Here is a 26,882-nt window from a genome sequence, read left to right on the forward strand (position 1 = left end):
GAAGGTTGCCGCATACCCCTTTCAAGGGAGCGAGCATGACTATCCGAGCAGTACAGCTAATCGAAAAGAATACCGTTCGGGAATATAGTTTCGTAGGCAATTGCGGCGAAGCCGTCACCACCAACGCCGAAAAGCTGCTCCAGCTTTTACGCCAGCGACGGGACGAGACCACGGCCGCCCTCTTTGCTCTACCCCGCTTCGACCCCATGCGCCAGAACGTCATGTGGTTCGGGCAAAGCACAGGCTCCTTGGAACCCTTCGGCGAATTGAGCGACGAAGAACAGGCCCGTTTTCTCGACGATCTCACCGTCATGCGTGAAAAGCTGCAGTCCTTAAGCGCCGAGATTCAGGCCGACGCCCGCAACCACAAGGGCGAGGCCAAAGTCTACGCCCAACTCTTGCCGCTCCTGCTGAACTTCCCCAAGCCGGTGGAATATCATCTGTTCCGCCTAAACGGACGGCCGGTCGTCATCAATTGGGGCATGAACAAGGGATCGGCCATCGAAGCCGCCGACACCGTCGGCCCCTTCATCGAAAATTGGCACAAGCGCCTGGAGGACCGCCGCCGTCAGGCCTTGGAACAGGCCGAGGCCAAAACCCGCGAGGAAAGTTTCCTGGGCCGCCTGACCCGCGCCGGCGCCAAAACTGGCGCGGTGACCGTGTCGCTCTTATGGAACGACCGCAACGATCTGGACCTGAGGGTGCAATGCCCGAATGGTGAGGAAATCTCCTTCTTCAACAAACAGGCCTGCGGCGGTATCCTGGACGTCGACCGCAACGCCCACCCCTGCGCCCTCACCGACAGTCCGGTTGAGAACATCTGCTGGAGCAAACGCCCCAGCCAAGCCGGAGAGTACCGAGTTCTAGTCAACCATTTCCGCCGTCATGATGAGCGGGTCGAAGTCAGCCCCTTCACCCTGCGAATCCAGAAGAACGGCAAGGTGAGCTTCCACTCCGCGGAAGCTGGCCTGGGAGAAACCAAGCTCGTCACCAGTTTTCATATCTGATCAGAGCCGAGCCTGGAGTTATCCGGGAGCATGAAAACCATGCCCCCTGGAGACGAAGAAAGCACCTCTCGACAGGTCAGCGCTGTTCCCCGACTGCAGGTATTCCGCTAAATAGCGGCGCGATCTGGTGTGGACCATAAAAGGACCATTGCCAGTTTTCGGCTGCGATTAGGTCTCGCCCACACTCGAAAGTTTGGGTATCCATAACGACTTCCGCCCGAGTTGGTGGGCTCCGAACGGGTTCGCCGACATCCCCCCGCCGCACTTGATCCGCCCCTCACGACGGCGTCTCCTGCGGTCCCCGCGCTCTATGGGTCCCCGGGTCCCCATTCTCCAATTCGCCCCCTATATCGTCGGCATCGACTGATCCAAGGATGACGCCGCCACTATTACCCCGAACTCCTTCAGTATCTCCGGGTGATTTTTGGAGAGTTATCTCTCTATTTTCGGGTTGGAAATCAACTTATCCAGATAGATCGTAGCAATGACTAAATGTAAAACGTCATCGCCGTATGAATCTTCCACGAATTTGTAATCATGCTGCAATTCCTCCATTTCACGTTCCATCCCAGGGCTGTTCAGTTCTCTCTATGACACCCTGTATCCGATAGCGTTGCCGATGTTAAGCGCGTTTACATGGAGTTCTCGGGCGATGTTGGTGATGCCGTTGGCCCGCAGGATGTTGAGGGCGATGCTGCGGAAACGGGCGAAATGTCCGGGTTTTGTGCGAATGCGGGCACTCCATCGGCCGTCACCGCGTGGCCCGGCTGATGCGCGAGAATGGCCTGAAAGCCTTGCAGACGCGCCGTTTCAAGAAGACCACCGACAGCGAACACGGCGGACCAGTTGCCCCCAATGTCCTGGATCAGGATTTCAGTGCTGAGCAAGCCAATGAGAAATGGGGCGCCGACATTTCCTAGTCGTCCGTGAATAACCCGAAGCCCGGCCTGTCACCTGGGTTTGGGGCTGTGGCGAAGTAATCGAATTTGCCAGATTCGGCGTCGTGTCCCCCCGATTCCCGGCAAATTTCGTATCCCAACCTTGCCCCTTTACGCCCCCCATCGGTTGTGATTGCATTCTCTCAGAGCCGCTCGGGGAGGAGAGATGACGCCGCACAAGAGACCGCCGCAGACCGAGGGCGACCTGTTCCGGTCGCGGCTCGACCAGATCATCAACCTGCGCCACGACTTGGTCCGGCTGGCGGGTTTGGTCGCCTGGGGCTTTTTCGACGAGCGGTTCGCGCCGCTTTACGCGGAAACGGGGCGCCCGGGTGTTCCGACCCGACTGATGGTGGGATTGCACCTGCTCAAGCACATGTACGGCCTCTCCGACGAGGCGGTGTGCGATCGCTGGGTCTGCGATCCGTATTTCCAGTATTTCTGCGGCGAACCCTTCTTCCAGCACGCCCTGCCGGTGGATCGCTCTTCAATGACCCGCTGGCGCCAGCGCATTGGCGCCGATGACCTGTCGGCCCTGGTGCAGGAGAGCCTGGCCGCCGCCCACCGGGCCGGCGCGCTTCAGGCCGACGACATGGAGCGGGTGACGGTCGATACCACCGTTCAGCCCAAGGCGGTGACCTTCCCGACCGACGCCAAGCTGATGCAGCGGGCCCGGGAAAAGTTAGTGGCCCTGGCCCAAGAGTGGGGCGTCGGCCTTCGCCAGAGCTACGCCCGCGTCGGCAAGAGGGCGGCGATGAAGCAGGGCCGCTACGCCCACGCCAAGCAGTTCAACCGGGCGCGCCGCGAATTGCGGCGGCTGAAGACCTATCTGGGGCGGGTGATCCGCGACATCCGCCGCAAGATCGCCGGCAACGAGGCCCTGACCGACGCCTTCAAGCGCCCCCTGTGGCTGGCCGAACGGGTGATGACCCAACAGCGCCGCGACCCCTTGCCGAAGGTCTATTCCCTCCACGCCCCCGAGGTCGAATGCATCGGCAAGGGCAAGGCCGCCAAGCCCTACGAATTCGGCTGCAAGGTCACCGTCACCACCACCAATCGCCCGGCTGCCGGCGGTCATTTCGTCCTGCATATCGATGCCCGCCACGGCAATCCCTATGACGGCCACACCCTCAAGGCCGCCGTCGAGGCCACCGAAGCCTGGACCGGCGTCACCCCGCGCCGCATCTATGTCGACAAGGGCTATCGCGGCCACGGCCTCGATCGCTTCAAGGTCTGGATCTCCGGCAACAAGGCCCCGACCAACGCCATTCGCCGCGAACTGCGCCGCCGCAGCGCCATCGAACCCGTCATCGGCCACATGAAAAACGACGGCCTTCTCGGGCGGAACTTCCTCAAGGGAAAGAGCGGCGACCGCATCAACGCCATCCTCTGCGGCGCCGGACACAACTTCCGCCTCCTGCTCCGCTGGCTGAGGCTTTTGTTGTCCATGATCCGGGCCGTCCTCAGGGCCGAAAGGCACAACCTGAACGCTCAGCTCGTCTGATCCCGGAGGGCTGAACCGAATTTTTCACGGACGACTTCCTAGAGCATTTTCCGTTCAATCGCGGTCATAACCTGCGGCTGCGAAATAGTTGATGCACTCGTCTGGTGTGAAGGTGCCGATGCCGTCGCCTATCGCCGCCCAGAGACCCTCCTTGGTCCTGGCTGCGACCTTCTTGAGGAAAGCCTTCAGCTTCGAGAAGGCCATCTCGATGGGGTTGAAGTCGGGGCTGTAAGGCGGGAGGTACATGACTTGGGCGCCGACGGCCTCGATGGCGGCGCGGACCCCGGCGAGCTTGTGAGCGGGCAGATTGTCCATGACCACGATGTCACCTCGGGTCAGGGTCGGCGCCAGCACCTGCTCGACATAGGCCAGGAAGGCTTGGCCGTTCATCGCGCCGTCGAGAACCATCGGCGCGGTCATGCCGCTCAGACGAAGACCGCCGACGAAGGTGGTAGTTTTCCAATGCCCATGCGGCACCGGCGCCCGGCACCACTCGCCGCGAGGGGCACGCCCGCGGAGCCTCGCCATCTTGGTCGAGGCACCGGTCTCGTCGATGAAGACCAGGCGCTCGGGATCAAGCTCCGGCTGGAGATCGAACCACTCATGTCGCCGCCGCAGAACGTCGGGCCGTTGCTGCTCGCTGGCGTGCGCCGTTTTTTTTGAAGGTCATGTCGTGGCGGTCCAGCAGGCGCCATACGCTGCTCGGGGCGATCTTGCCCCCGTGTACCGCTTCCAGGTGGGCCGCGATCTCGGCCAGGGTGATGTCGGGAGTCTGCTCTACCAGCCCCAGGATCTCTTCGGCCAACGCCTCCATCCGGTGCGAATGACGGTCGCCGCCACGCGGCCTCGACACGGCGTGTCCTTCCGATCGCCAGCGGCTCACCCATTTGATTGCTGTCGAGGCAGCAACCCCGAACCGCTTCGCCGCCGCACGGCATGATTGACCGCTCTCGACCGCCGAAATCAGAAGCTGCCGAAGATCCGTGGAAAGGGATGTCGCCATCAGGGCTGGCCTCCTTCACCAGCCCCAATCTTGAATCATACTTTTCCCTAATTGGGAATCCCCAATGATTCCATATGAGTGGATGATGCTCTAGCGCAGCAGGCCATCTCCGGGTGGGGCGCCCAGCCTTGAGGTTCTCGCAACTCTATGTGAACGGCGAAGATCGCACGACCGAACTCAATGAGATTGCCAGGATCATCCGCCTGGAAGAGTTTGTGCCGGGGCGCTACAGCAGCCCTGCTGCTCATCCAGCTGGCGACGTCCTATCTGTCCGGCGGGCTGAACTACCTCAAGGTCATGCGCGAGATCGACGCGCTGGAGCACGGCCAGCCGACAACCACGAAGCCGCCGACCATGTTCAAAGGCCCCTTTCTGTGAGGGCTGTGGCACACAGCACTACTTCGCCGACGGCATGGGCGCCATTATCAAGAACCTGATCAACGGCACGAACCGGCACGGGTTGCCGTGGATCGAGGAGCGTGCCCGCCAAGTCACCGAATCCGGCGAGGAGTATTATCTAACCGAGGAAGACGCCTCCCGCATCGCCCACGATGCCGTCATCGGCAATTGGGAACGGCGGTCGGCCGGGCGCCAGTTCACGGGCGAGTGGATCATCTATGCCCAACACGAAGGCCGGAATTACTACCTGTGCCTGGCCGACCACAATGACGGAGACGACCGGATCAGGGCGCAGATCGACGAGATCTGTGTCGCTGAATTTCCGTTCTTGAAAGGCCTGCTCGCGGCGAGCTAACCCTCGCTCCATCCGTTCGTCCTGATCCTTGGTGGTGGCACTTCCTTGGCCTTTCGGGACGGTCAGAGGGTGGCGCTCCGACCGAGGAGACGCAGTTCGTGCAGCGGAAACGGCTTGCGTGTGTCATCGCTGAATTGGGCGTGGACCTGGCGCAGCCGGTGGGTCAGCAGCGCGAGAGATTGGAAATCATCATCGGGCTGGCAGAAGACGACGCAGATCTCATCCAGCTGCATTAGCTGCCGCACGGCGTCATCCCGGCGCATGTTGCTGTCCTCGGTCAGATGCCGTGAGATGACGGAGTTTCCCTTCACCGTCTTCGCCGACCGGGGCGCAACCTTCAGAGCGTAGAAGGTCCGCTCGGTGCCTTCCCAAGCGAAGAAACCGGAGACGTCCTTGTTCTCTCCCTCATGATAGTGCGTGGGCTGCTTCTTTGGATCCGGGCTGACCCTGATGATACGGGTGTTGGGCAGCTTGCTCGGGGTGAAGGTTTGATTGGTGACTGGCAGGTGATCGAAGATCAGCTTGCCGTTCTGCAGTCCCGGCCACTTCTGGGCGATGGTCTCCGCCTCGGCGATCACGGCGCAGGCACCGTGGCTATCGATCTGCTCCAACACGTTGGCGAAGAAGGCCCCGTATTTCTGCTCGGTCTCGTCGTCGCGGGAGCGGCCGAACTTGCCGTAATTTCCTGACAGGATACGGAGACCGGCCTCGGCATAGGGGATCCACTCCGGTTCGCCGTTCTCGGTAGGCACCGCACATTCGAGCGCCCCTTGGCGAACACGGGCAGCCAGCGGGAAAGCATGGCTGGCTCGGCCACCGCCCACTATCTCCTTGTTCAACTGGATCACCGTGATCGCGGCTGGAGCGTAGTCGAGGGTTTCGTCATTGGTCGGCACCACGCCGAGCATGCGGACGCAATCCCGCACCGCCATCCGATACTTATCCGTCGCCTGTTCGGCTTCGACCAGGACCACCTGGGGAAGGATGCGGTGGCGAGCGAGTTCCCGCTTGGCCATCGCGTAGGGATCCGTCCAGGAGTCCTCCTTCAGTTCCGCATTCATCTCCAGGATCGCGCACGCCACGGCGGCGCCATTGCCACGGACTTGCCTTACGTGGTCGGTCATTGCCTCTTCGACCGTGCGGTTCCGCTCATCTTGCTTGTGGCGCCGCACCTGGGAAATCTGGGCGGCGGTGCGGCCAATCTTTTCATCCTCGGTGACTTCGACCTTGGGCAACTTCAGGCTCAGCGGACCGGCGGAGGAGGAAATCACGCTGATGGACAGCTGCTCGTCGGCCCAGCGCAACGTCGCGCCCTCTCGTCCGGTCGGCTCGCCGAAGAACTTGATGATTTCCTCGACGACGGCGGTCGGCGTGCCGTCCAGTTGATGAAGAACGAAGAGATCAAGGTGGTTGTTGGGATTGCCGAGGCGAGCAAGCGCCTTCGCCAACGCCTTGCGGCGATCGACATGCTCGCCCTTGTCTCCGAAGGGCTTCTCGACACCCAGGCTACGCCTCAGCCGGGCCAAGGCGCCGACGCGCTGGAACCCGGCCTCGGCGAAAGCACCATCGAGCGAATTGGCCATGTCCATGCGATCGAACCAACCGACGCCGCTTCCGCCTGGGAGATAACGGTCGCCGTGGACATTGCCGAGGCGGGGTAAGGCCCATAGCCCCTGATCGTTGGCGACCGGCGAGACGACATCGCCGCCGTCGACCTTGTTGCTCCCGGACAGGCGGCGGACCAGATCGAGGACTCGTTCATCTTCCTTGTGATTCCAATCGGCCACGATAGAGCGCTCGGGTTTGGTCTTGTTCTGCCTCGGCCGGAATTCGAAGGACGAATGCTGATAACAGGGCGCCATGTCATCATCACCCATCTGACCGGGGATGAAGACGTCCATGCGCCGGGTCGGATCCGAGTTGGTTGACCAGCGGCTAATTGTGCCCCAGTTCCGGATCGAGGGCCGGGCCAAAATGTGGATGCCGGGGCGTTCGGGGAAGGTTGCGGCTGAGACGGTGATGACCTCCGACCAGAAACAGTCGGGTTTGTTCGGGTCACGCTTGGGCGGAAACGCGACCAATTCGAGGCCCTCATACGGAGAGGCCTGGGCGGTCTCCAAGACCAACAGCTTGGTCTCACCTGACCTGAAGGTGATTCGCTTCCCCGCCAACGCTCGGGCGGCATGCGCGGTCAGGGCGTCGTACAGCATGCCGTCCTCGGGGACGGCACAGGCGCCGGGATGCTCCTTCAGCTTGGTCGAAACCTCGAAGGACACCCAGTTGGCCCTGTCGGCCACCGAAGCCGCAATGCTTGCGCGGATGTCCCCCGGCTTGTTGGGGTACAGAATGCCCAGCCACATCGAAAAGGCGGCTTGGACCTTGGAGCGCAATGCCTCGTCACCCGAGCGGTCGCCCAGGAAAAATAGATGAAGCCGCTTGCCGCGCTCCACCCGGTCGTAATCGTGCTTCATGAAGGCGACGTCTGGGACCAAGGTCGCTAGAATTTCAGACAGACCCTGGAGAACAACGGTGATCGGATCGCTCTCTCGGTTCGTCTTCTCGCGGCACCACTGGGCCAGAATCTCATGCGCCGAAGTCGGCATCTTGTACCGGGTCAAGACCAATTGCTCGACTTGGCCCGTGGGCACCCAGGCAGAGAGTTGAAGCGTATCAATATTAGCCATGCTTGAGACCCTCCGTTTGGCACAAGGCCCGGTAGAACGGTTCGTAGAGAAGGCGGGCGACACGATGTTCGTTCGGGTTGCTCTCGGGATCCATCGCCAGCTTCAACTGATGGATCGCCTGAACCAGAGCACTGGTCTTGCCGTTGTCGATGGGGGCGTTGTCCTTCCAGTCGAAGGACAGGGGCGCAAACTTGTAGTCGACGAAACCGATGAAGACTGGACATCCGCCGCGAANCCCCCGCCCGATCGTCTGCCAGAGCGGGGTTAGCATGTCCCAGGCGAACTGCGCCTTGAATTCGCCAGGTAGGTTCTTGTAGCCACCCCGGAAGTCCAGGCTGTAGCGGACGATGTTGGTGGCCGCGTAGCGCATCCGCCTTGCCCGGGCACCCAACGTCTCCGGGCGGTCGACCGGCTTCAGGCCCTTGTCGAACCTTTCCAAAGCGAAGCGGTTCAGGCGCCCGATGATTGGGCCAAGGTCATCAGGCCGGGGGTGGGGGCGGTGTAAGAAGTAGATGGCAGAAATGGCGGCCTTGCCGTGGCTATTCAGAATGTTATGGCCCCGCGCCACGATCTGCATTGGTGCAACCAAGATCGTTTTCTCGCCCTCTTCGCCGAATTTTTCGACCAGGGAGCGAGGCAGCGGCCGAGCCAGTCTCGGCCCGGTGCCCACCGTCTGGTTCGCATCATCGCCCCGGTCTCGGACCAGGCAGAACACCTTCCAGTCGGCAAAGCCATTGGTCTCCAGCGCCTGCATCAAGGCGTCGGCCACGCCCGCTGCATCCGCATAGGAGTTGACGACCAGCATCGCCCGGCGGCGGTCGGCCAGATCGTCGGCGCCCCAAGCCTGTTCCAGCCGCCGCCACTGCCTTTCGAAAAGGTTGGAGTCGTCTTGCCGAGCAGCGAACTTCTCGGCGATGAAGGCCAAGTTCTGGCGCCGCTCCTTCTCATTGGCACCCGAGATCACGACTTGGTTGCCGTCGCCGTTCCGGATGTTCACGAGGGCAAACTTGGACTTCTTGATCGCCTCCAACTCGGCCTCGGGCTGGACCAAGACGCCCTTGACCGGCACCTGGACGTCGAAGGTGGGAGAGGCGCTATCGATGGGCCTTTTGACCTCTGGATCGTAGCGCCGGGCGCTGCCGCCAGCCCAACTGGTGCCGGACAGCATCAAGACGTTGGGACCGGCCTGCCCCTCGCCCTTGAGCAGATCATGGAGGTGGGTTAGCAGATACCGGCCGACGCCCAAGTGGTTGATCATGGTGAGCTTGCCGCCCAATAGGTTCGCGCGCTCCTTGCTCGGCTCGTCGTACAGCAGACCGAAGATGGATCCTGCAGGATTGCTCGGCAGTAGGCTGCGGTAATGGCGGATCAGATTGTTGGCCTGGGTCAGCAGTTCCGCGTCGCCGATGCCGAAGTCGTCGGCGACGGCGGGCTGAGCTTTGACCAGCCAGTTGTAGTGGGCCAGCGCGAGTTCGGCGACCACCGCCAGGAGGACCACCAGCGTGTTCGAGCGCCGTTTTACCAGGACGACATCCCGTGTGGCCTTGTCGGCGCCGTTGCCCGAAAGAAGCCGGATGTCCTCCTCGGACAACAGGCAGAACGGCTCCAGCCGCTCGGTGAGCATGGTCTCGGCCATGGGTAGAATGTCGGCGTAGTAGTCGGCGAAGAGGACTTGCCGGGCGAGTTCTTGAAGCGCGTCGGCCGCTGTCAGAAAGCGAGGATCATCAAACTCCAGCCTCTCGCCGCGACTACCTTCCTCGTCCTCGGCTACGCCCGACATGGGGGAGAACTTGGAAATGGCCGAAGCCACGCGGATCAACTGGAGGAACTCGGTCTCCACCTCTTCATCAGTCCGGCTGGCGCCGGACTCATCGATCTTCTTGCGCCAAAGCTCATAAAGCAGGCTGGCGGCAGTGAACGGGGCGTTCTGATACACCTTGCTCAAGGACGCCTGCTCATTCTGCAACATGGCGTAGATGTCGCCGACTAGGCGAAAGAAGGTGTAGAAGTTGTTCTGCCAGCGGGCGTTGGTCGCCTTGCTGAATTGCAGTCCACTTTTTTCCCGGAGCTTCTCCGATGACCTCGTGCTGATCGAGGGCGCATAGACATCGCGTTCGTCGCCCATGATCTGCGAACGGGGTGCGAATGCGTCGTCCAGGGACTTCTGAACCGCATCGGCCTCGTCGATGATCACCAAGTCGGCGACATATTGAAGCAACTCCGGTATCGTCAGATGGTGATCGGTCGTCCACTTGTCCGGTGTCATGTGGACAAAGGCCTGCGGTGTCATGATCAACACCTGCGCGTCGACCGCCGCCCTTTGTTGGTCTTGCGCGGGACACGCCGCCCAGAGTGGACACGAACGCGCCCTACCGTCATCGACGAGTTCGCTGGTGGCGCCGTCGCCTCCCTCAACCTCGTCGTCGGGAACCTTCTGGTAGATGCGGTGGCACTGCTTCTCCTTGAACGACGGGAAGCCGACGTCACCGGCACCGCCACGAATGACCTGCGGATCGGAATTCTGAAGCCCGTCCAGCGGACATGCGACACCGAAATTCTGGGAGATGTCGCCGAGCGACGACAGTGCCCATCCGGTGCTGCTCAGCCCCTGCTGCCAATGGATCGAGTTGAGGTGGCGTTCGCGGTTGTAGAGGCTGGATACAACCGTCGCCTTTACGTCATGCTTTCGCAGGCGGGCAGCCAGAGTGGCACCTTGGATGGTGTCGGTGACTATGATCGCAATCCGCTTCCCGGTCCCACCCTTGGCCAGGGCGAAGATCAAGCCCATCACCAAGGTCGACTTGCCCGAGGAAAGCATTCCGACCAAGTGGTTGGCGCCTTCCAGCGTGAGCGTCTCACCGTCGAAGAAGCCCGGCGCCAACCCTTCGAGCTTGAGCGTCTTTTCCAATCGGCCAGCTAGATGCAGGGGAGGCAAGCTGGAGGGCCAGTCGCGCTGCGCCTCCTTCTCATCGACCTGCCTGGCAATAGCCTTCATCGGCGAGCCGTACCTGGATGGGTTCCTGGGCGGTCCGGGCGGCGAGGAAATGTTGCTGCACCGTCCGGTCCTGAACCGGCACCGAAGGAATGTCGTAGGAAAGCAGGGTCCGACCGCGATCGACGCGGACACGCGCGGCACCAGGATCGGCAACCTTCAGTGCCCGACGAACCCACGGCACTTGTTGGCGCAGGGCTTGGGAAAGGTGGGCAAGGACGCTGGGTGGCGCAGCGGCGCGGAGTGCGGGCTTGCGGCCCCGAATTTCGTAGCAGCGCATGGTCTCGGGAAGTTGAGCGTGTGTTCGGCAGGCATCCATCCAGGCCGAGATGGAGCCAAACCGCCCGCACAGGTGCCGAAGACTGGAGAGCGCCTTTTCGAGGTGGGGATTATTGGCGGCTCCGGGTACAAGGGCAGGGTAGCCGAGCATCAACGAGGGGACTGCGGCAATATCCTGATCCGGCAGGAATTCGGCGACAGCTGCCAGGCAGAGTTCCGTCATTCCAAGCGATCGGAGTTCTTCCTTCGACAGTCTCGCAGCCGATGGATCGACCGCCTTGAGCAGGTCCTTGTACTGGTCGATGAAGTCGTTGTCGGTTCTCATGCCGCCTCCAGTTCATCGATCAGACCGGAGACGGTCTGGAGGGCGACCGTGGTCTTGCCGAGCGAGGCGCGAAAGGCTTCGAACTTTGCCTCGAACCGGGCATCGACCTCAGGGATGTAATCCGGAATCACCAGATAGCATTCGTGGTCGGCGGTGAATTCCTTGAAGCCACTGAAGCGGGCGGCCAGGGTATTCGGCGAGAGGTAATCCTTCACGTCAATGGCGAGATGGCGCCCGCTGGCCGAAGTCGCCACCAGGTCAACGCGGTCGAGATTCGGCCAGAGTGTGGTCTGCCAACCCTTTTCGCGGAAACGCCGTTCCAATTCCAATTCGGCCCGACCAGGAAGGCACCAATAGGTCCGAAAGGCACGGCGCAACTGCATCATGCCCGGCCGGTAGCGTCGAGTGTCATGAACACCGGCATTGGCACGACGAATGGCCTCGGGATCACGGCATTCGGTGTGAAACCGGGTCACACCACTGTCTTCACCGACCCGTCGCAGGATAGTGCCGGAGATGGTACAGATGGGCAGTTGGCCATTCACGGCGACCGCATCAGGGATGCGCTGGTAGAAGGCTTCGACGATTTCATCGACACGTTCGACATCGGCCAGCCCAGGGTTGGCGATAATGGTTGCATACCCGGCGACGACCGGATTCTCGATCACCGTGCGGCGCCAAATCCGATAAAGGTTTTCGCCGTCCACTCGATCACGGCAAATGCCCATCAGCATTTCATAGCCGATGTTTTCCTCGATCTCGCGTTCGGGATTGCCGCTGGCCACAGCCAGCTTACGGCAGTCGGTGGAGATCTCGCCGTCCTCAACAAGGCGTGCGGCGAAGAATTCGTCGGCCTTGTCCCACGACATGTCGGGAACCCAGCGAAACAGCGGTTCCTTGGCCAAGGCCATGAGCCGGTCGAGGTCGGTCGGCCAAGAAGCCGTCTTGGCGGTGATGTTCCGGGCGGCGCCAAGGTCAAAGGCACGACGCAGTTCGGCCGGATAGGGGGAAGACAAGAAGCCCTTCTCGTCGATCTGCGCCTGGACCTTGAGCAGGGCGGACGCAAACATAGCCACCAGCGTCCGGTCGTCGAAGCTCGGTGAACTCGGCAGCTCCAGCCGCTCAAGCCTAAGCCAGATTTCGTCCGGAACTGCTGTCTCATCTTCGAAGTAGCGGTATAGGGTGGCGCGCCCGATCCCCAAGCCTTGAGCACACGCCGTCTTCCAACGACGGCCATTGCCGAGAACCTCAGCGAAAAGGGCTTGGCACCTTACTTGGAAATCTGAGAGCTCGATGGGCATGCGCCACCATTCGTTCCACATGTATCACGCAGAACGATAGTGTCTCATATGTCTCGCCGCAAGACATTTCGACGCGTAACACGCAACCAAAAGGACTTATCGGAGAATATATAGGGCCTCGTTGCGGCAGTAACACACCACATCTGGATAATGAGGTGGCCGTGCAGCCTTGCTGCGCAATGGATTTCTAGCTTTACTACCGGGATCGCCGCCGGAACAGCTTGGGCAACATTCCAATAACAGCCGTCATCCGCCTTTCACCCCAGACCATCGATGCGCTGGCCGAGGTTATTTCTGGCGGCAGCGCCAATGATCCCACGCCACCGGTCGGCCGGTATCGTAGCGGACCGCAGTTGGAGGAGTTCATGCGGGCCTGCAACGTCGAATTTCGCGCGGGCCGCCGACAAGCGGGTCCGTTTCGTCGGCATCGAGATCTTTGAAGCCGCCGGCGGGGTGGTGCAGCGCGACCTGTTCGAGCCCGATGGCGGCGGCTGGCTGTAGGACCCGGCCCTGCTCGACCGGCTGGCGAGCGAAAAACTCGCCGCCGAGGCCGAAACAGTGCGGGCCGAGGGGTGGAAATGGGTCGAGGTTGCTCCCGATTTTCCCTATGGCCATACCGCCCGGATGCGGCGGCTGATCGGCACTCCGATCCCGTTGACCGAGGCGGATCAGGCGGAGCGGGACCAGCTTCAGGCCGAGTATGACCGCTTGCGGGTCGATCGCGGTTATGTCCGGCCCGAGCCCGTCCCGGTGCCCGATGCCGAAGGGAGCGTTTCGGTCCAGGCCGGGACGATTCCGCTCGCGGTCGGCGCCACGAGCGTGACTGCCGATCCGTCCGAGGAGGAAGACGGCCTCAAGCCGCTGCCGGATCGTCTGATCACCGAATTGACCGCGCATCGGACCCTGGCGTTGCGCGACGCCCTCGGCCGTGCCCCGGGCGTCGCCTTCCAGGCGGTTCTGCACGCGTTATGCCTGCGCGCGTTTTACCGCCGTGGTGCCGAATCGTGCCTGGAAATCGAGACGAAGAGCGCGACCTTCGCCGCCCAGGCGCCGGGGCTGGCCGACACCGCCTCCGCCAAGGCGATCGACGCCCGCCATCAGAACTGGCTCGGGCAGTTGCCCGCGGACGCCGCCGATCTGTGGGATGCGCTGACCGGGTTCGACGGCGACAGCCAGGCGGCGTTGTTTGCCCATTGCGCATCGCTCACCGTCAACGCCATGCATGATCCGTGGAACCGCCGTCCGCGCGGTCTCTCTCACGCCGATCGCCTCGCCCGGGCGGTGGGGCTCGACATGGCGGCGGCGGGCTGGGTGCCGACCGTTCGACACCTATCTCGGCAGGGTCACCAAGGCCCGGATCCTGGAAGCGGTGCGCGAGGCCAAGGGCGAGGATTCGGTGCAGATGATTGATCACCTGAAGAAGCAGGACATGGCCCGCGAGGCCGAACGCCTGCTGGCCGGCAGCGGCTGGTTGCCGGAAATCCTGCGCTCTTTGTCCGAACCCGGGCCGCAGCCTCTATGTCCGCCAACCACCTCGCCGCTCTTGAATTCCCGCCCGGTTTGGTCCGCCTGTATGTCGCCCGTGACAACGATCCTGCCGGTCGCAATGCGGTGGAGCGGCTGATCGCACGCGGGGCCGCCCAGGGGCTCGAGGTCCGGCCGCTGCTGCCGTGGGGCGGGGATTTCAACGCCGATCTGCTGCGCTTCGGCCCCGATTGGCTCCGGGGGCATCTGGTCGGGCAACTCGTCCCGGAAGATGCGCGGCGGCTCCTCGGTCCTCACGATCGGGACTGATCGGGGGCGTGTGTCCGGTCTTCGGGCTGAGTAAAACGGACAGGGGGGACTCGTGGGCGCCCCGATACGCCTGGAGCCGCGGCCCACGGCCTTCCCGTGCGGGGGATCTGCCAGGGCGCGGACCGGGAGCGCAAGGACCGCCCCGCTTGCTTTCTTCCCCGGCCTGCGGCCTCCTCGCGCGGCAAGAAAGCGCGGGCCGCTCCTCCTCCGCCGTTGGCTTCGGCCCTCCGGGTGCGCCCCCGGTTCCAGCCCTGGCCGGCGATCCCCGTGAAGGACGCGATGGGCGCGGTCCCAGCGACGAGGAGCCCGCCATGACCACCAACTCCCTCCCGTTTCTTGATCCCGATCCCGAGAGCGAACCGGAAACTCACGCCCAATCCGCTACCGCCAGCCTGCTCGATGAACTGACCCTCTACTTCTATCGCCCCGGTCAGGACGAGCCCGATCCCTGCCCGAGCCCGAGACAGTGCGGGGCGAACTCGCCGGCATCATCGACTCCCTCGCCGCCCTGCTGGCCGACACCAGACTCGAGGACGATCTCGCCGACCTGCTGTGGTCATTCGTCGCCATCTTCCACCGCAAGATCGACCGGCTCGAGCGCGATCTCGACGCCAATGAATAGGCGCAGAACCGCTCCCGGCTGGAACAGAACGGCTCGGAGGTGCGCTCGGTCGAACTGGAGCGGCTGATCGAACAGGGCCTCGGGCTGATCGAGCGTCGCAACGCCTTCGAGTTCTTCCGCGACACCGCCGCCGACCGCTACGAGGCGGTTACCGGTTCTTCCTGGCGGCCGCGCGTCGGCTCGATGGTCAACCATCGCGCCCTCACCGTCGCGGTGATCGACAGCCGGGACTTTATCGCCGCCCGCCACCGCGCCGACCCCCAGCTGCTGTTGCCTCCGGGGGTCCGGATCGCCTTCACCGGCGGGGCCGAGTGGCAACGACCATCGCCGTATCTGGGACGTGCTCGACCGCGTCCGGGCCAAGCATCCCGACATGGTGCTGCTGCACGGCGGCAGTCCGAAGGGCGCCGAGCGGATCGCCGCCTGCTGGGCCGACTCGCGCAAGGTGGCGCAGGTGGTGTTCAAGCCGGACTGGACCCGGCACAAGAACGCCGCCCCCTTCAAGCGCAACGACCAGATGCTCGAGGTGCTGCTGATCGGCCTGATTGCCTTCCCCGGCTCCGGCATCAGCGAAAACCTCGTCGACAAGGCCCGAAAGCTCGGCATCCCGGTATGGAAGTTCGGCTCCGAGGGCGGCGCGTAAGCGCCGCTTCGGGCAGAAGCGGTCGCTTGCGTCGGGGTCTTGCTATGGCAAAGTTGGGCCTGAGGCGGAATGTCTCCTCTCCGATGGGGAAATAGGGTAAGCGGACGTGGCGCGGGATGCGGTGACCGCCGCTGGCATACAAGCGGGGAAGCCGGAGGATCGGGGGAGTAGAGCGCTGTGGGTGGTTGAAGGGACCCAGTGAAGAACAAAAGACAAACATCATGTTGCCGTCTCGTCGTTCCTTCTGATACGATTGCTCATCAACACACCAATTGCGCCCGGCACCAGCCATGGTTCCGGGCGTTTTCATTTTCCACCCCAGATCAGGCGCGCCGCCGGAGCCACGACTCCGCTTGCAGATGATCTGCGCCCGGACGCTCGCATAAGGAGAGCCATCATGAAATATCCGTTCGCCCTGACCGAGGCCAATCTGAAGACCGCCATGACCGACCCGCGTTACACCAACTCGCGTCACCCGGAATCCCAGTCCTGGCGCGACATGGTGTCCCAGGGCTTCGCCACCCTTTATCCCGATGGGAACCTGCGCGGCGACCACACGGATGCCCTCCCCCGCTTCCAAGACGCTGATGGACATATCTACGCCTCGGACGGGACCAAGGTGGCGAGTGGAAGGGGACGGCAAAGCACCGTGCGAACCATGGAATGGCGCAATGGAGAGAGCTATGCTGGAATCTGGGTGACGAGCCCGATCAGGCGGCGGTTTGAGAAACGGCCTCGGGGCTCTGGACACCGTCAATGAATTTGATGCCACTGATGAGCTTGGGCAACTGATTTTCGCCCTTGAGACGACGCCAAGTTTTGGCGGCGGCCATGACCAGCTTGAAGACCATCAGCTTGGCGGTCGTCGCCGACAAAGCCCCCTTGGCCCGGACGGTGCGGTGCCGGACGGTGGCAAAAACGCTTTCAATGGGATTGGTCGTGCGCAGATGCACCCAATGCTCGGCAGGGAAATCGTAGAAGGCCAGCAGGGGCATCCGGTCCTTTTCGAGGCATTCGACCGCCTTGGGATATTTGGCGCCGTATTTGGCGGCGAAGACATCGATGGCTTTCTCCGCCGCCGCCCGGTCGGGCGACATCCAGATCTCGGCGAGGTCCTTCTTCATGCCGGGCTGGACGGATTTGGCCGCCTTGTTCAGGATGTTGCGGGTCTTGTGCAGCCAGCAGCGCTGGTGGCGGGTCGAGGGGAACACCTCGTCCATCGCTTTCCAGAAGCCCAGCGCGCCATCACCGATGGCCAGTTCTGGAGCAATGGCCAAACCACGAGCCTTCAGATCGACCAGCAATTTCCGCCGAGCATTGGGTGCATTTGCGCACGACCAATCCCATTGAAAGCGTCTTTGCCACCGTCCGGCACCGCACCGTCCGGACCAAGGGGGCTTTGTCGGCGACGACCGCCAAGCTGATGGTCTTCAAGCTGGTCATGGCCGCCGCCAAAACCTGGCGTCGTCTCAAGGGCGAAAATCAGTTGCCCAAGCTCATAAGCGGCGTCAAATTTATCGACGGTGTCCAGAGTACCGAGGCCGTTTCTCAAACCGTCGCCTGATCGGGCTCGTCACCCAGATTCCAGCATAGCTCGGCACGTCCTCGTGACGCTAAAGATTGGGGGCCGACTCTTGAGAAAAACGGATTCACTCCCGTTGATGAGGGGACATACCGCCCCGAGAAAGGGGATGTGGCGGTCATCCAGCCCTATCCCGGCGGCAACGAGTCGGGCCACATCGCGGCCTACGACGGGAAGCAATGGATCTCCGATTTCAAGCAAAGAGATATGTGGGGAGGTCATGGCTACCGCACGCGGCAGCCACCTCATGTCGTCTATCGTCGCGGCAATTAGCATTGTGATCGCGCTGGGCTTTAACCCAGCACGGGCGCAATCAAACGGAACGGGGCCGGATTCTGTGGACTCTGCCCCGCCACCCCAAAATGGCTTTCATCAGGCCGCGTCCGATGCGGAACTCGCCCTGGACCACATCATCCGCCTCTCTGACCACGACGACAGCCTGTTTCTCTTCATAACCAAGCGTCCCGACCGCGATAAAGATCGCGACAAGAAATACACAGCCCTATTTTCAAAGGAACTGATGAAACGCGTCGCGGACGTGGAGCGTCGCTTTTTGAATAAAACATGTAACGGTGTTTACGATGGCGAGATTTGCGGCCTTGACTATAACCCGATCACCTGTGTGCAGGACTATAGCGACGTCGGATACGTCTATAGAACCGAAAACACAGGGCATGGGGCCGCCGTTGTTTCCCTCAAATGGCCTCGGTTGCCAGGGGTCGTTGCCACCTACCGCATGATCCGTTCGGGCAATCTCTGGATCATGGATGGCGTTTCCTGCGGGCCGAACACAAAATTCAATATGAAATAAGGGAGCAGAGGTAGCCCACGCCCAGGCAGCGTCAACGCAGCCCCCCCCTAACCGCTCTGCCCGGTTAAACCCTATTCGGGCCAAAACCAAAACCCCGCCACCGCTGGCGCGGGGCCATACTGGCTATTTAAATAAATAAAATGGCGCACCCGGGAAGACTCGAAGGTCCTGCCACGAGATTGGTAGTTTGACGTCCTGAGATGTTTCTCGTTGTCCGCTATCGAGCAACGAGAAAATCATCATTTTTGGCCGCCATGAGGCGCATCCGAACTGGATCGCTGGGACGCTGATATCGCCGAAGCGTCGCGCCGCTTCGCCATTCCCGAAGCGTGGATTCGCTCGGTGATCCGGGCGGAAAGCGGAGGCCAGGCCGAGCGCGATGGAAGCCCGATCACCTCGCCGGCCGGGGCGATCGGGCTGATGCAGTTGATGCCTGACACCTATCGCGAGATGCGCGATGCCCACGGTCTTGGTCCCGATCCGGCCGATCCGCGCGACAACATCCTGGCCGGCACCGCCTATCTACTGGCGATGTTCGACCGCTTCGGCCAGACCGGGATGTTCGCCGCCTACAATGCCGGGCCGGGGCGATACGAGCAGAGTTTGCGCGGCCGACCCTTGCCCGCCGAGACACGGATTTACCTCGCCACCATCGCCGAAAGCCGACCGGTGCCGCTTTCGGGGACTCGTCTGTTCGTTCCGTTGCACGCGTCCACCATGGGGACATTGACGCCGCCATCGGGGGGCCTGTTCGTGACGCTGACCACCGCTTCGGGCAGCCAGAAATGAGCGGCGGACTTCAATCGGAAGCAGGGGCCTCATCTCGGCCTCATGATTTTTCCGGCCAGGGCGACGGGGCGTTCAAGGGTCGAGCTATAGCTCGACGGGTCCCGCCCCACGCCCCGCTGCGCGGCGCCTGCGGCGTCCCTGACCGCCCCGTCTCCGGCTGCTCCTGGGAGGTGTCCTCGCTCAGGAGGACATCATTTCAGGAGGGTGCCATGTCGCAGACCTTCGTTCATCCGCACGCCGAATTCGATCGTTTTCCGGCGCTGGCCGAGGAATTCGGCGCCGATGTCATCGCCGATATCATCGCCGCGGAAGCCGCCGATTTCGCCTGGGACAGCCGCTTCGCCGAACGCAATCTCGGGGCCTGGGACGGCTTCGAGGACGAGGAATTCGACGCCGGAATCGTCCGCATCATCGGCTATTTCCGCAGCCGCTACATCGTTGCGACCTGCCTCGTTGATGCCAATCGGCGCGTCCGGGCGCTGCTGAAGCAGCGTCATTTCGACAGCTTCGAGGACGCCGAACAGGCGTTCCTGGACGGCGGGGGGTGACCCTCGTCGGGCTGGTTTTCCGGCCCTATTTCTAAGTCTCGGTCCGGAGAAGAGAGCGTAGGACAGCGCAGATGGAACAGGGGGAATCAGGGTTGTAAGCGTGTGGTCTGGACACGGGATCAGGTATTGACGTTCTGCGCGGCTTTCCATGCCCATGGCAGCAGTTTGTCGAGCCGGTTGACGGGATGCCCATTGAGCATGCGGGTCAATATGTCGGCGAGATAGGCATAGGGTTCGACGTCGTTCATTTTGCAGGTCTCGATGAGCGAGCCGAGGATGGCCCAACGTCCGCCTCCGCCCTCGGACCCGGCGAAGAGATGATTTTTGCGTCCCAAGGCGACGGGACGAATGGCGCGCTCGACCGGATTGGTGTCGAGTTCGATGCGGCCGTCATCAAGGAATCGGGTCAGCGCCGGCCAGCGTGCGAGGGCATAACGAATAGCGTCGGCAAGGGGGCTCTGTGCCGGCACAAGGGGCAGTTGGGTATCGAGCCAGAGGCGCAATTCCAGAATGAGCGGCTTCGATTCCTGTTGCCGCACGGCCAATCGATGGGGTGGAGGATGTCCCCGGACCTTTTTCTCGATGGCATAGAGTTCGCTGATGCGGCGCAAAGCCTCCAGGGCGATCGGCGATTCCGTACTCTTGGCGACGTCGTAAAAGTAGCGTCTGGTATGACTCCAGCAGGCGGCGAGGGTGACCTCCTTTCGTGCCGTCAGCGTCTCGAAACCGGCATAGCCATCGACCTGCAGAACACCTTTGAAGTCGGCCAGATGGGTCTGCGGGCGTTTGGCTTTGCGGTCGGGTTCGAAGAGATAGACGGACGCGGGCGGATCCTTGCCGGCCCAACCGCGCTGGTCACGGGTATAGACCCAGAAACGGCCGGTTTTGGTCCGGCCACGGCCGGGATCGAGGACCGGCACCGGCGTATCGTCGGCGAACAGGAGGCTGGACGACAAGACGCTGGTCTTGAGCCGGGTGTGCAGCGATTCGAGCCACCAGCAAGCGCCGCCGACCCAGCCTGCGAGCGTCGACCGATCGAGATCAAGCCCGAGGCGGTCATAGATTTGCGCCTGCCGATAGAGCGGCGTGTGGTCGCAATATTTGCTGACCAGCACTTGGGCGATAAGGGCGGGCGTGGCCAGTCCACCGGCGATCAGGCGCTCCGGGGCGGGGATCTGGACCGCGTTGTTGCAGGTGCGGCAGGCGTATTTGGGCCGGCGAATGCGCAGGACCCGGAAGCGGGCGGGTACCCAATCGAGCATCTCGCTGACGCTCTCGCCGATGCTGTGCAGGGGGCCGCCGCAGCATGGACAGACCGTGTCCGGAAGGTCGAGGATCTGGTCCTCGCGCGGCAGATGCGCCGGCAACGGTTTGCGCTTCGGCCGTCTCTTCTCCGGCTCGGCCGCCGGAGCGGGATGCTCTTCACGGATGTGGCCGATATCGCCTTCGATTTCCTCGAGAGCCAACTCGAACTGATCGGGATCGAGACGTTCGGAGCGACGGCCGAACTGTGCGCGCTGGAGCTTCTTGATGATCGAGCGCAGCCGTTCGATCTCCTGCTCGCGGGTCTCCACCGCCGTCGCCATCTCCCGCACCAATCGGTGCAGAAGGTCGATGTCCGAGGGCAGGTTTTCGAGATCAAAGCGCATGAGAAATTCTACCAGAATGCGCTTTCTGGTCCAAGCTTAAGTGCTGATTCAGAACGTGTTTCTTCCGTCCTTCGGTCGTCGTCAGCCGGCCAGGGAGGGTCGCCAGGTGCGTTCCGGCGAGCGCCAATCGATGCCCTCGATCAGCATGGCCAACTGGGCCGGCGACAGCGTCAGCGTGCTGCCGGGATCTTGCATCCTCGGCCAGACGAACCTTCCCCGGTCGATGCGCTTGGTGAACAGGCACAGCCCGTTTCCATCCCAGAACAGAATCTTCAGGGTGTCGGCCTTGCGGCCACGGAAGGCAAAAAGATGGCCGGAAAACGGGTCCTTTTTGAGGTGCTCCTGAACCAGGACCGCGAGTCCGTCCATGCCTTTGCGCATGTCGGTGTGGCCCAGCGCCAGATGCACCTTTACCCCGGCGGGAACGATCATCATCGGCAGGCCTCCATTTCCAGAACCTCGCGGCAGACCGCCGCCGGATCGCTGCCTTCGGGAACGAAAACCCGTCTTCCGTCGGGCAGGTCCACAGCCATCATCCCGCTCGGAGGCTGCAGCAGATCCTGCAGGATTACCGGCAGAGACGCTTCCCCGGGCACGCCATCGGACTGCATGACGGTCACCAAATCCGCTTTCTTCCGGCGTGTAAAACCGAACTGGACGCGCCAGCGGAAGACCATGCTCGTCACGATTCCATGGCGTCGGCAGACCTCCGCCACGCTCACCCCGGGCTGCTCCGTTTCCAACACGATCGATCGTTTTTCCTCGTCGGAAAAGCTCCTCCGGTTGGCTCGGCCATCGGCCTCGCACGCGTCTGTCAAGGGGAGTTTCGGCAGGGAAACCTTAGCAGCGCTGCTCCCATCGCTGCTTATTTGGGGGCGGGCACTGGGATGAAGATGCGCCCGCCAATCGATTTCCACCTCGCCGTCCTCCAAGCGGTTGCGCCATCGCCGCAGGCTGGTGGGGGACAGATTGAGGGCCGCGGCATAATCGCTCAGGCGCATGCCGCTCCAATTCATTGCCTCGACATGCATCGCCCAGAACGCCTGCACCGCGCGGCAATTCATGTCGGTGCGGGCGCCATAACGGGGATGCACGCGCTTGCCGCCCTGCTTTTTGCGCTGTTCCTGGTGCAATTTCCTGAGGCTTTCCGCGTGTTGGCGGATTTCTTCCTCGTCCATGAACCGCTTCAGCCAGTTCGAAAACCTCGGCCGCGGCATAATCGCTCAGGCGCATGCCGCTCCAATTCATTGCCTCGACATGCATCGCCCAGAACGCCTGCACCGCGCGGCAATTCATGTCGGTGCGGGCGCCATAACGGGGATGCACGCGCTTGCCGCCCTGCTTTTTGCGCTGTTCCTGGTGCAATTTCCTGAGGCTTTCCGCGTGTTGGCGGATTTCTTCCTCGTCCATGAACCGCTTCAGCCAGTTCGAAAACCTCGGCCGCGACAGACGGTGCTCGTCGCAGTAGACGCGTTGCGAGAGGCCACTCCGACGCCACGCCTCGATGTGTACCGACCAGAAAGTTCGATGGGCTTTGCTGTCATAACGTGATCGTTGCTGCATCTCATCAGATCCTCGTTGAACACCGTCGAGAACAATCTGCCGGGTCATGAGGAGGGAGAACAATCGTGCAACAGCCGGACGCTTACCACGGGGTGGTGTAAGGCAAGATTAAAGGGCTGTCTCGTCGAGACGCCAAGTCATTGTCTGCACATCGTTATTTTACGAGATAGACCCGGACGGTCGCGAGACGGCACCAAGCCAACGCCTTGATTCTTATATAGTCGCAGGAGAGCCGACCATGAATCAGGATGACGATTTCAAGCCGAAGCTCGGCAAGATCCGGGCCGGGGGCGGAACGCGCGGCCGCAAATTTCTGCATCAGGTACTGGCGGCGGCGAACCGTGCCGGCGGCCGATCCGCCGCGCCCAAACAGCGCTTCCACGGCAGCCAGATCGGACGTGGTGCCGGCATCGGCCGGATGCTGGTGTCGCGCGATCGCCATGCTGCCTTTCGCAGCCGCCGCGTCGTCGTCAAATCCCGCATTGTCAAACTGGCGGGGAAGGGCGTCGCCGGGGCGAAGGCCCATCTGCGTTATATCCAGCGGGATGGCGTGACTCGTGATGGCGCGCCCGGGCAGCTCTATGGTGCCGAGTCGGATCGGGCCGACGGCCGCGACTTTCTCGACCGCGCCGAGGGCGACCGCCACCAGTTCCGCTTCATCGTCGCTCCCGAGGATGGCGACCAGTACGACGATCTGAAGCCGCTGACCCGCCGGCTGATGGCGCGGATGGAGCAGGATCTCGACACCCGGCTCGAGTGGGTCGCGGTCGACCATTACAACATCGGCCATCCCCACAGCCACGTCATCCTCCGGGGGCGGGACGAACGCGGCCGCGACCTGATCATCGCCCGGGACTATATCGCCACCGGTCTGCGGGAACGCGCCGCCGAGATCGTCAGCCTCGACCTCGGGCCGCGCACCGAGCGCGAGATCGAGGACCGGCTGCGGCGGGAGGTCGAGCAGGAGCGCCTGACCAGTCTCGACCGCCAGCTGCTGCGCGACGCCGGTCCTGACCGCTTGGTGCAGGCGGGTGTCGACGACGCGTTCCGGCAGAGCCTGCGCGCCGGTCGTCTGCAAAAGCTGAAGCGGCTCGGTCTGGTCGAGGAGGTCGCGCCGGGGCAATGGCGGCTGGCCGATGACCTCGAGACCACCCTGCGCCGGATGGGCGAGCGCGGCGACATCCTCAAAATGATGAGCCGCGAGATGACGGCCAAGGGGCTGGCTCGATCCGGAGCCGATCTCGTCCTGCATGATCCGGCGGCACCACCAACGCGACCGATCGTCGGCCGGCTGGTGGCGCGAGGACTGGCCGATGAGATCACGGATCGCCATTACCTGATCGTCGATGCGGTCGACGGCCGCACCGTAAGCGTCGTCTGATGGCTGCCTTGTTGGTGGCGCCGTTATCGGCCTGAATATCGCGCTCGGATCGAGCGTGGCGTGACTGGCAGTGGTGGTGCTTATGACCGTGGGGGCAGCAAGGGCGTCGTTCACGTCTCGGAACATGACCGTTCGCCACCAGCGGGCGGTGGGGGCCAATCCTCCGGTCAAGGACGCAAGTCGTGGGAGAGCAAGGGCAACGGGACCTTCCGCCAGAAGATCGCCGAGGCGGAACGCAGTGCCGAGCACGCCAATGACGGTTATGGCCAGCGCCATCCCGGTGGTGCCCTGGGGCGCTATCAGATCACCCCGAACACCCTGCTTCAGACGGGGTGGAAGATCGGCGGCACCTGGACGGACAAGGCACGCCAGCATGGCGTGACCTCGGACGACGATTTCCTGAACAGCCCCGAGGCGCAGGAGGCGGCCATGTCCGACATCATGCGCGAGGCCGAGCTCCAGGCCGATTCCAAGGGCCTCTATGGGCATTCCGGCAAAACCTACAACGGCGTTGGCGGCAAGACGGTGAAGATCACCGACGGCGGTATTGCCGCTGCCGCTCATCGCCACGGCGCGGGCGCAACGAAGAACTATCTGCGCCGACGCGCGAACGGTCAGCAGGCGAAGACGCCCGAGGACCGGACCCGCGACAAGCAGATCGAGAAGCGATTGCGGGATTTCGAGAACGCCCCCTACACTCGCGGCAACTGGTAAGGGTGCTTGAGGGGGATTGAACCCGTGCGTCTGTTCGCATTGTCCATGACCGTGGCCGCCACGCTGCTGACCTGTCCCGCCGGTGCCGAGCAAGCACAGGAACGGAAAGTCGTCTTTTCCCCCGCGACCACACCCGAGGCCCGCGCCTTCGTCGAGACCTGGCTGCCCCGGCTGTCGGGCCTGGGCTCCGAGGAGTGGGCCTCGCGGTTGGATCAGGGCCAGGTGCGCTGGGCCGAGATCGACATCGACCGCGACGGTACGCCCGAACGGCTCGTCATGGCGACGACACCGCAGGATTGCGACCAATACGGCTGCCAGACCTATGTGGCCCGGTTCAGCACCGGGCGCTGGCGGCTGGTCGATGCGGAACACATGCCCGAAGCCGACGTCGGCATTCCCGAGGCCCGGCGCGGCCACTATCATTCGTTACGACGCGGATCGTTCACCACGCTCTTCACCCTTGAAGAGGGCAAGGACGTGACCTTCCGCACGCTCGCCAATGACGCCGAGCGTGCCTTCGCCCGCGACTGGCTGAGCCGGAACGCGAAAGACCACGAAGCGCCCGCGTTTTGGCGCAAGGCCGTGGACGAAAACCGCATCCGCATCGCCACTGCCGACCTGAACGACGACGGTGTGGTGGAACGCCTGCTGATGGTCGCCGACCCGGCCTGGTGCGGCACGGCGGGGTGCTCGACGTTCATCCTCAAGCACGAGCGCGGTAGATGGACCTGCCCGACCGAGACCAACATGCATGAGACGGTGGGGGTGTTGGACGAAAAGCGCAACGGCTGGCACCGGCTGATCGCGGGCACCGCCGTGCTGACCTTTGACAAGCACGGACGTGTGCTGGAAAGCGTGGACCCGGCAACAGGAGAGGTGGTGCGGTAATCCCGTGGCTCACGCACAGCATTGGGCAAAAGTATATCCCTGGGCCGCCGCCTCGGAAAGGCAGTCAAACCCGACCCGATTATTCTCTGCGATCTTTTCGATGTTCGCGCATCCATACCTATGCAGTGTGTGCGTCTTGGCATTCCCCGAAAACGGAAACAAGCGTATCCACCTATCAGGTGGCGTGACATGGGGAAAATGCTTCCGCATTTTCTTCCCGCTGAAGGCTTTGTAGGTCTTGTGCTGGTCATTCAACATCGCCTCGAACGACCCTTTTGGGAAGCCGATGCGATCCTCTAGCCCGGATTATTCATCCGGCTCCGGGTAATTGCTCACGGGGTTGGCAAAAGGGCTTGCGCCGAGGCGTGGAATATGGGTCAACCGATGAATGAAGTCTCCGATCCGCTACCGCCTGAGTGACGCCGATAAGGACGCCTTGCTGTTAGAGCAGGCGGCGTTGATCGAACGTCAGGCCGCCCGGATTGCCGAGTTGGAAGCGGCGCTGAGCAAGCCGAAGAAGACCTCGTCGAATTCTCATTTTCCGCCATCCAAGGACGGCCCCGGTCGGAAGAAAAGTTCGCCGCACGAGGACCGGTCCCGGAAACCGCGTCCGTCACGCCCCGGGGTATCGCGGCCATTGGCCGAGGACCCGGACAAAACCGAGCGCCGCCTGGTCGAGGTCTGCCCCCATTGCGGGATGCCGCTGTCGGCGGATCGGCAGCGGTGCCGTCACCGCTACGACCACATCGACCTCCCGGTGATCCGCCCAGTGGTGACCCGAATCGAACTGTTCGGCGGGCGCTGTGGCGGCTGTGGACGTCGTGCCCGGGCCGAGGTGCCGACGGGGATGGCACCGGGAACGCCGTTCGGACCGGGCGTCCGTTCCCTGCTTCTGTATCTCCACCACAGCCACCATGTCGGCTTCGAGCGATTGTCGCGGATGATGAAGGACCTGTTCGGGTTGGCGGTCTCGGAAGGCGCCATCGCCAATGCTTTCCGTCGGGTCCGGACCGGGCTGGACGAGGCACGCGCGGCCATCAAGGCCAAATTGCTGACCGCCCGGGTGATCGCCTCGGATGAAACCACCACCCGGGTCGATGGCGTCACCCAC

24 protein-coding genes and 4 pseudogenes are annotated in these 26,882 nt (G+C 62.7%); 18 read left to right on the top strand and 10 right to left on the bottom strand.

Annotated elements, in window-relative coordinates; translation table 11 throughout:
- The first annotated feature begins 35 nt into the window (after positions 1-35).
- The 3 genes and pseudogenes from PHAMO_RS15290 (at position 36) to PHAMO_RS15300 (ending at position 3,449) form a co-directional block, all read left to right on the top strand.
- On the top strand, positions 36-1,007 hold the full coding sequence (locus PHAMO_RS15290) for a hypothetical protein (RefSeq protein WP_002730608.1): 972 nt from the start codon (positions 36-38) through the stop codon (positions 1,005-1,007).
- 698 nt (positions 1,008-1,705) lie between these two features.
- Positions 1,706-1,924: pseudogene (locus tag PHAMO_RS15295) on the top strand (IS3 family transposase); the annotation flags it as partial.
- 187 nt (positions 1,925-2,111) lie between these two features.
- The gene (locus tag PHAMO_RS15300) at positions 2,112-3,449 is read left to right on the top strand and encodes an IS5 family transposase (RefSeq protein ID WP_002730611.1); all 1,338 of its coding nucleotides are present in this window, start codon (positions 2,112-2,114) and stop codon (positions 3,447-3,449) included.
- 54 nt (positions 3,450-3,503) lie between these two features.
- Here PHAMO_RS15300 and PHAMO_RS19145 read toward each other — a convergent pair.
- Positions 3,504-4,452 (bottom strand): IS630 family transposase gene (locus PHAMO_RS19145; protein WP_235720864.1). Its coding sequence is split into 2 segments (ribosomal slippage): positions 3,504-4,110 and positions 4,109-4,452, totalling 951 coding nucleotides; the frame shifts between segments, so codons are not numbered across the junction.
- 180 nt (positions 4,453-4,632) lie between these two features.
- Between PHAMO_RS19145 and PHAMO_RS19605 the strand changes: the two genes are divergently transcribed.
- Positions 4,633-4,830 carry a hypothetical protein gene (locus tag PHAMO_RS19605; RefSeq protein WP_002730615.1) on the top strand — a complete coding sequence of 66 codons (198 nt, stop codon included), beginning with the start codon at positions 4,633-4,635 and terminating at the stop codon, positions 4,828-4,830.
- A 34-nt stretch (positions 4,831-4,864) separates the two neighbouring features.
- Positions 4,865-5,206 (top strand): hypothetical protein, encoded by a 342-nt coding sequence (locus PHAMO_RS15315; protein ID WP_002730616.1) that lies wholly within the window; start codon positions 4,865-4,867, stop codon positions 5,204-5,206.
- A gap of 62 nt (positions 5,207-5,268) precedes the next feature.
- On the opposite strand, the gene PHAMO_RS15320 is transcribed toward PHAMO_RS15315, so the two are convergent.
- The 3 genes from PHAMO_RS15320 to PHAMO_RS15335 form a co-directional block, all read right to left on the bottom strand.
- The gene (locus PHAMO_RS15320) at positions 5,269-7,890 is read right to left on the bottom strand and encodes an RNaseH domain-containing protein (protein ID WP_002730618.1); all 2,622 of its coding nucleotides are present in this window, start codon (positions 7,888-7,890) and stop codon (positions 5,269-5,271) included.
- A gap of 2,966 nt (positions 7,891-10,856) precedes the next feature.
- On the bottom strand, positions 10,857-11,486 hold the full coding sequence (locus PHAMO_RS15330) for a pPIWI_RE_Z domain-containing protein (RefSeq protein WP_002730620.1): 630 nt from the start codon (positions 11,484-11,486) through the stop codon (positions 10,857-10,859).
- Positions 11,483-12,787 (bottom strand): pPIWI_RE_Y domain-containing protein, encoded by a 1,305-nt coding sequence (locus PHAMO_RS15335; protein ID WP_155801840.1) that lies wholly within the window; start codon positions 12,785-12,787, stop codon positions 11,483-11,485. Before PHAMO_RS15335 ends, PHAMO_RS15330 begins: the two co-directional genes overlap by 4 nt.
- 309 nt (positions 12,788-13,096) lie before the next feature.
- Between PHAMO_RS15335 and PHAMO_RS20330 the strand changes: the two genes are divergently transcribed.
- The 3 genes from PHAMO_RS20330 (at position 13,097) to PHAMO_RS19150 (ending at position 14,581) form a co-directional block, all read left to right on the top strand.
- On the top strand, positions 13,097-13,288 hold the full coding sequence (locus tag PHAMO_RS20330) for a hypothetical protein (protein ID WP_002730622.1): 192 nt from the start codon (positions 13,097-13,099) through the stop codon (positions 13,286-13,288).
- Positions 13,289-13,345: 57 nt separating this feature from the next.
- Positions 13,346-14,197 carry a hypothetical protein gene (locus tag PHAMO_RS15340; protein WP_002730623.1) on the top strand — a complete coding sequence of 284 codons (852 nt, stop codon included), beginning with the start codon at positions 13,346-13,348 and terminating at the stop codon, positions 14,195-14,197.
- A 108-nt stretch (positions 14,198-14,305) separates the two neighbouring features.
- Entirely contained in the window at positions 14,306-14,581 is a 276-nt protein-coding gene (locus tag PHAMO_RS19150; RefSeq protein WP_002730625.1) for a toprim domain-containing protein, read from the top strand.
- 556 nt (positions 14,582-15,137) lie between these two features.
- Here PHAMO_RS19150 and PHAMO_RS20485 read toward each other — a convergent pair.
- Positions 15,138-15,521, bottom strand: coding sequence for a hypothetical protein (locus PHAMO_RS20485; RefSeq protein WP_456085343.1), 384 nt, complete (start codon positions 15,519-15,521; stop codon positions 15,138-15,140).
- Between the two features lie 22 nt (positions 15,522-15,543).
- Here PHAMO_RS20485 and PHAMO_RS20490 point away from each other — a divergent pair, with 22 nt between their 5' ends.
- Positions 15,544-15,846 carry a DUF2493 domain-containing protein gene (locus tag PHAMO_RS20490; protein WP_002730630.1) on the top strand — a complete coding sequence of 101 codons (303 nt, stop codon included), beginning with the start codon at positions 15,544-15,546 and terminating at the stop codon, positions 15,844-15,846.
- A gap of 397 nt (positions 15,847-16,243) precedes the next feature.
- Positions 16,244-16,606: a hypothetical protein gene (locus tag PHAMO_RS15355; protein ID WP_002730633.1), complete on the top strand. Its 363-nt coding sequence runs from the start codon at positions 16,244-16,246 to the stop codon at positions 16,604-16,606.
- Here PHAMO_RS15355 and PHAMO_RS15360 read toward each other — a convergent pair.
- Positions 16,557-17,156: pseudogene (locus PHAMO_RS15360) on the bottom strand (IS256 family transposase); the annotation flags it as partial. The gene PHAMO_RS15355 and the pseudogene PHAMO_RS15360 sit on opposite strands and share 50 nt — an antisense overlap.
- Between PHAMO_RS15360 and PHAMO_RS18705 the strand changes: the two are divergent.
- The 4 genes and pseudogenes from PHAMO_RS18705 to PHAMO_RS15375 all read left to right on the top strand — a co-directional run.
- Positions 17,156-17,410, top strand: a pseudogene (locus tag PHAMO_RS18705) (IS256 family transposase); the annotation flags it as partial. The pseudogenes PHAMO_RS15360 and PHAMO_RS18705 sit on opposite strands and share 1 nt — an antisense overlap.
- A 238-nt stretch (positions 17,411-17,648) precedes the next feature.
- Positions 17,649-18,239 carry a hypothetical protein gene (locus PHAMO_RS15365; protein WP_002730637.1) on the top strand — a complete coding sequence of 197 codons (591 nt, stop codon included), beginning with the start codon at positions 17,649-17,651 and terminating at the stop codon, positions 18,237-18,239.
- A gap of 291 nt (positions 18,240-18,530) precedes the next feature.
- Positions 18,531-19,028, top strand: a complete 498-nt coding sequence (locus tag PHAMO_RS15370) for a lytic transglycosylase domain-containing protein (protein ID WP_268869808.1) — start codon at positions 18,531-18,533, stop codon at positions 19,026-19,028.
- Between the two features lie 209 nt (positions 19,029-19,237).
- Entirely contained in the window at positions 19,238-19,576 is a 339-nt protein-coding gene (locus PHAMO_RS15375) for a hypothetical protein (protein WP_002730639.1), read from the top strand.
- Between the two features lie 119 nt (positions 19,577-19,695).
- Here PHAMO_RS15375 and tnpC read toward each other — a convergent pair whose 3' ends face one another.
- From tnpC to tnpA (PHAMO_RS20430), 4 genes and pseudogenes are all read right to left on the bottom strand, one after another.
- Positions 19,696-21,225 (bottom strand): IS66 family transposase, encoded by a 1,530-nt coding sequence (gene tnpC / locus PHAMO_RS15380; RefSeq protein ID WP_002730640.1) that lies wholly within the window; start codon positions 21,223-21,225, stop codon positions 19,696-19,698.
- A gap of 81 nt (positions 21,226-21,306) precedes the next feature.
- Positions 21,307-21,660: an IS66 family insertion sequence element accessory protein TnpB gene (gene tnpB, locus PHAMO_RS15385; protein ID WP_002730641.1), complete on the bottom strand. Its 354-nt coding sequence runs from the start codon at positions 21,658-21,660 to the stop codon at positions 21,307-21,309.
- Positions 21,657-22,403, bottom strand: coding sequence for an IS66-like element accessory protein TnpA (gene tnpA / locus PHAMO_RS15390; RefSeq protein WP_051002454.1), 747 nt, complete (start codon positions 22,401-22,403; stop codon positions 21,657-21,659). The genes tnpB and tnpA (PHAMO_RS15390) overlap by 4 nt, the downstream gene beginning before the upstream one ends.
- Positions 22,404-22,629: 226 nt before the next feature.
- Positions 22,630-22,836 (bottom strand): annotated as a pseudogene (gene tnpA / locus PHAMO_RS20430) (IS66 family insertion sequence element accessory protein TnpA); the annotation flags it as partial.
- A gap of 190 nt (positions 22,837-23,026) precedes the next feature.
- On the opposite strand from tnpA (PHAMO_RS20430), the gene PHAMO_RS15395 reads away from it, so the two are divergent.
- The 4 genes from PHAMO_RS15395 to PHAMO_RS15415 all read left to right on the top strand — a co-directional run.
- Complete coding sequence (locus tag PHAMO_RS15395) at positions 23,027-24,169, top strand: relaxase/mobilization nuclease domain-containing protein (protein ID WP_002730645.1); 1,143 nt, start codon at positions 23,027-23,029, stop codon at positions 24,167-24,169.
- Positions 24,170-24,229: 60 nt separating this feature from the next.
- Complete coding sequence (locus PHAMO_RS15400; protein WP_002730646.1) at positions 24,230-24,883, top strand: hypothetical protein; 654 nt, start codon at positions 24,230-24,232, stop codon at positions 24,881-24,883.
- Between the two features lie 24 nt (positions 24,884-24,907).
- Entirely contained in the window at positions 24,908-25,771 is an 864-nt protein-coding gene (locus PHAMO_RS18715; protein WP_002730648.1) for a hypothetical protein, read from the top strand.
- A 388-nt stretch (positions 25,772-26,159) separates the two neighbouring features.
- On the top strand, positions 26,160-26,882 hold a 723-nt coding region (locus PHAMO_RS15415), incomplete at its 3' end, for an IS66 family transposase (protein ID WP_040567521.1).

Origin of the sequence: Magnetospirillum molischianum DSM 120 (genome assembly GCF_000294655.1) — a bacterium.
Taxonomy (GTDB): domain Bacteria; phylum Pseudomonadota; class Alphaproteobacteria; order Rhodospirillales; family Magnetospirillaceae; genus Phaeospirillum; species Phaeospirillum molischianum.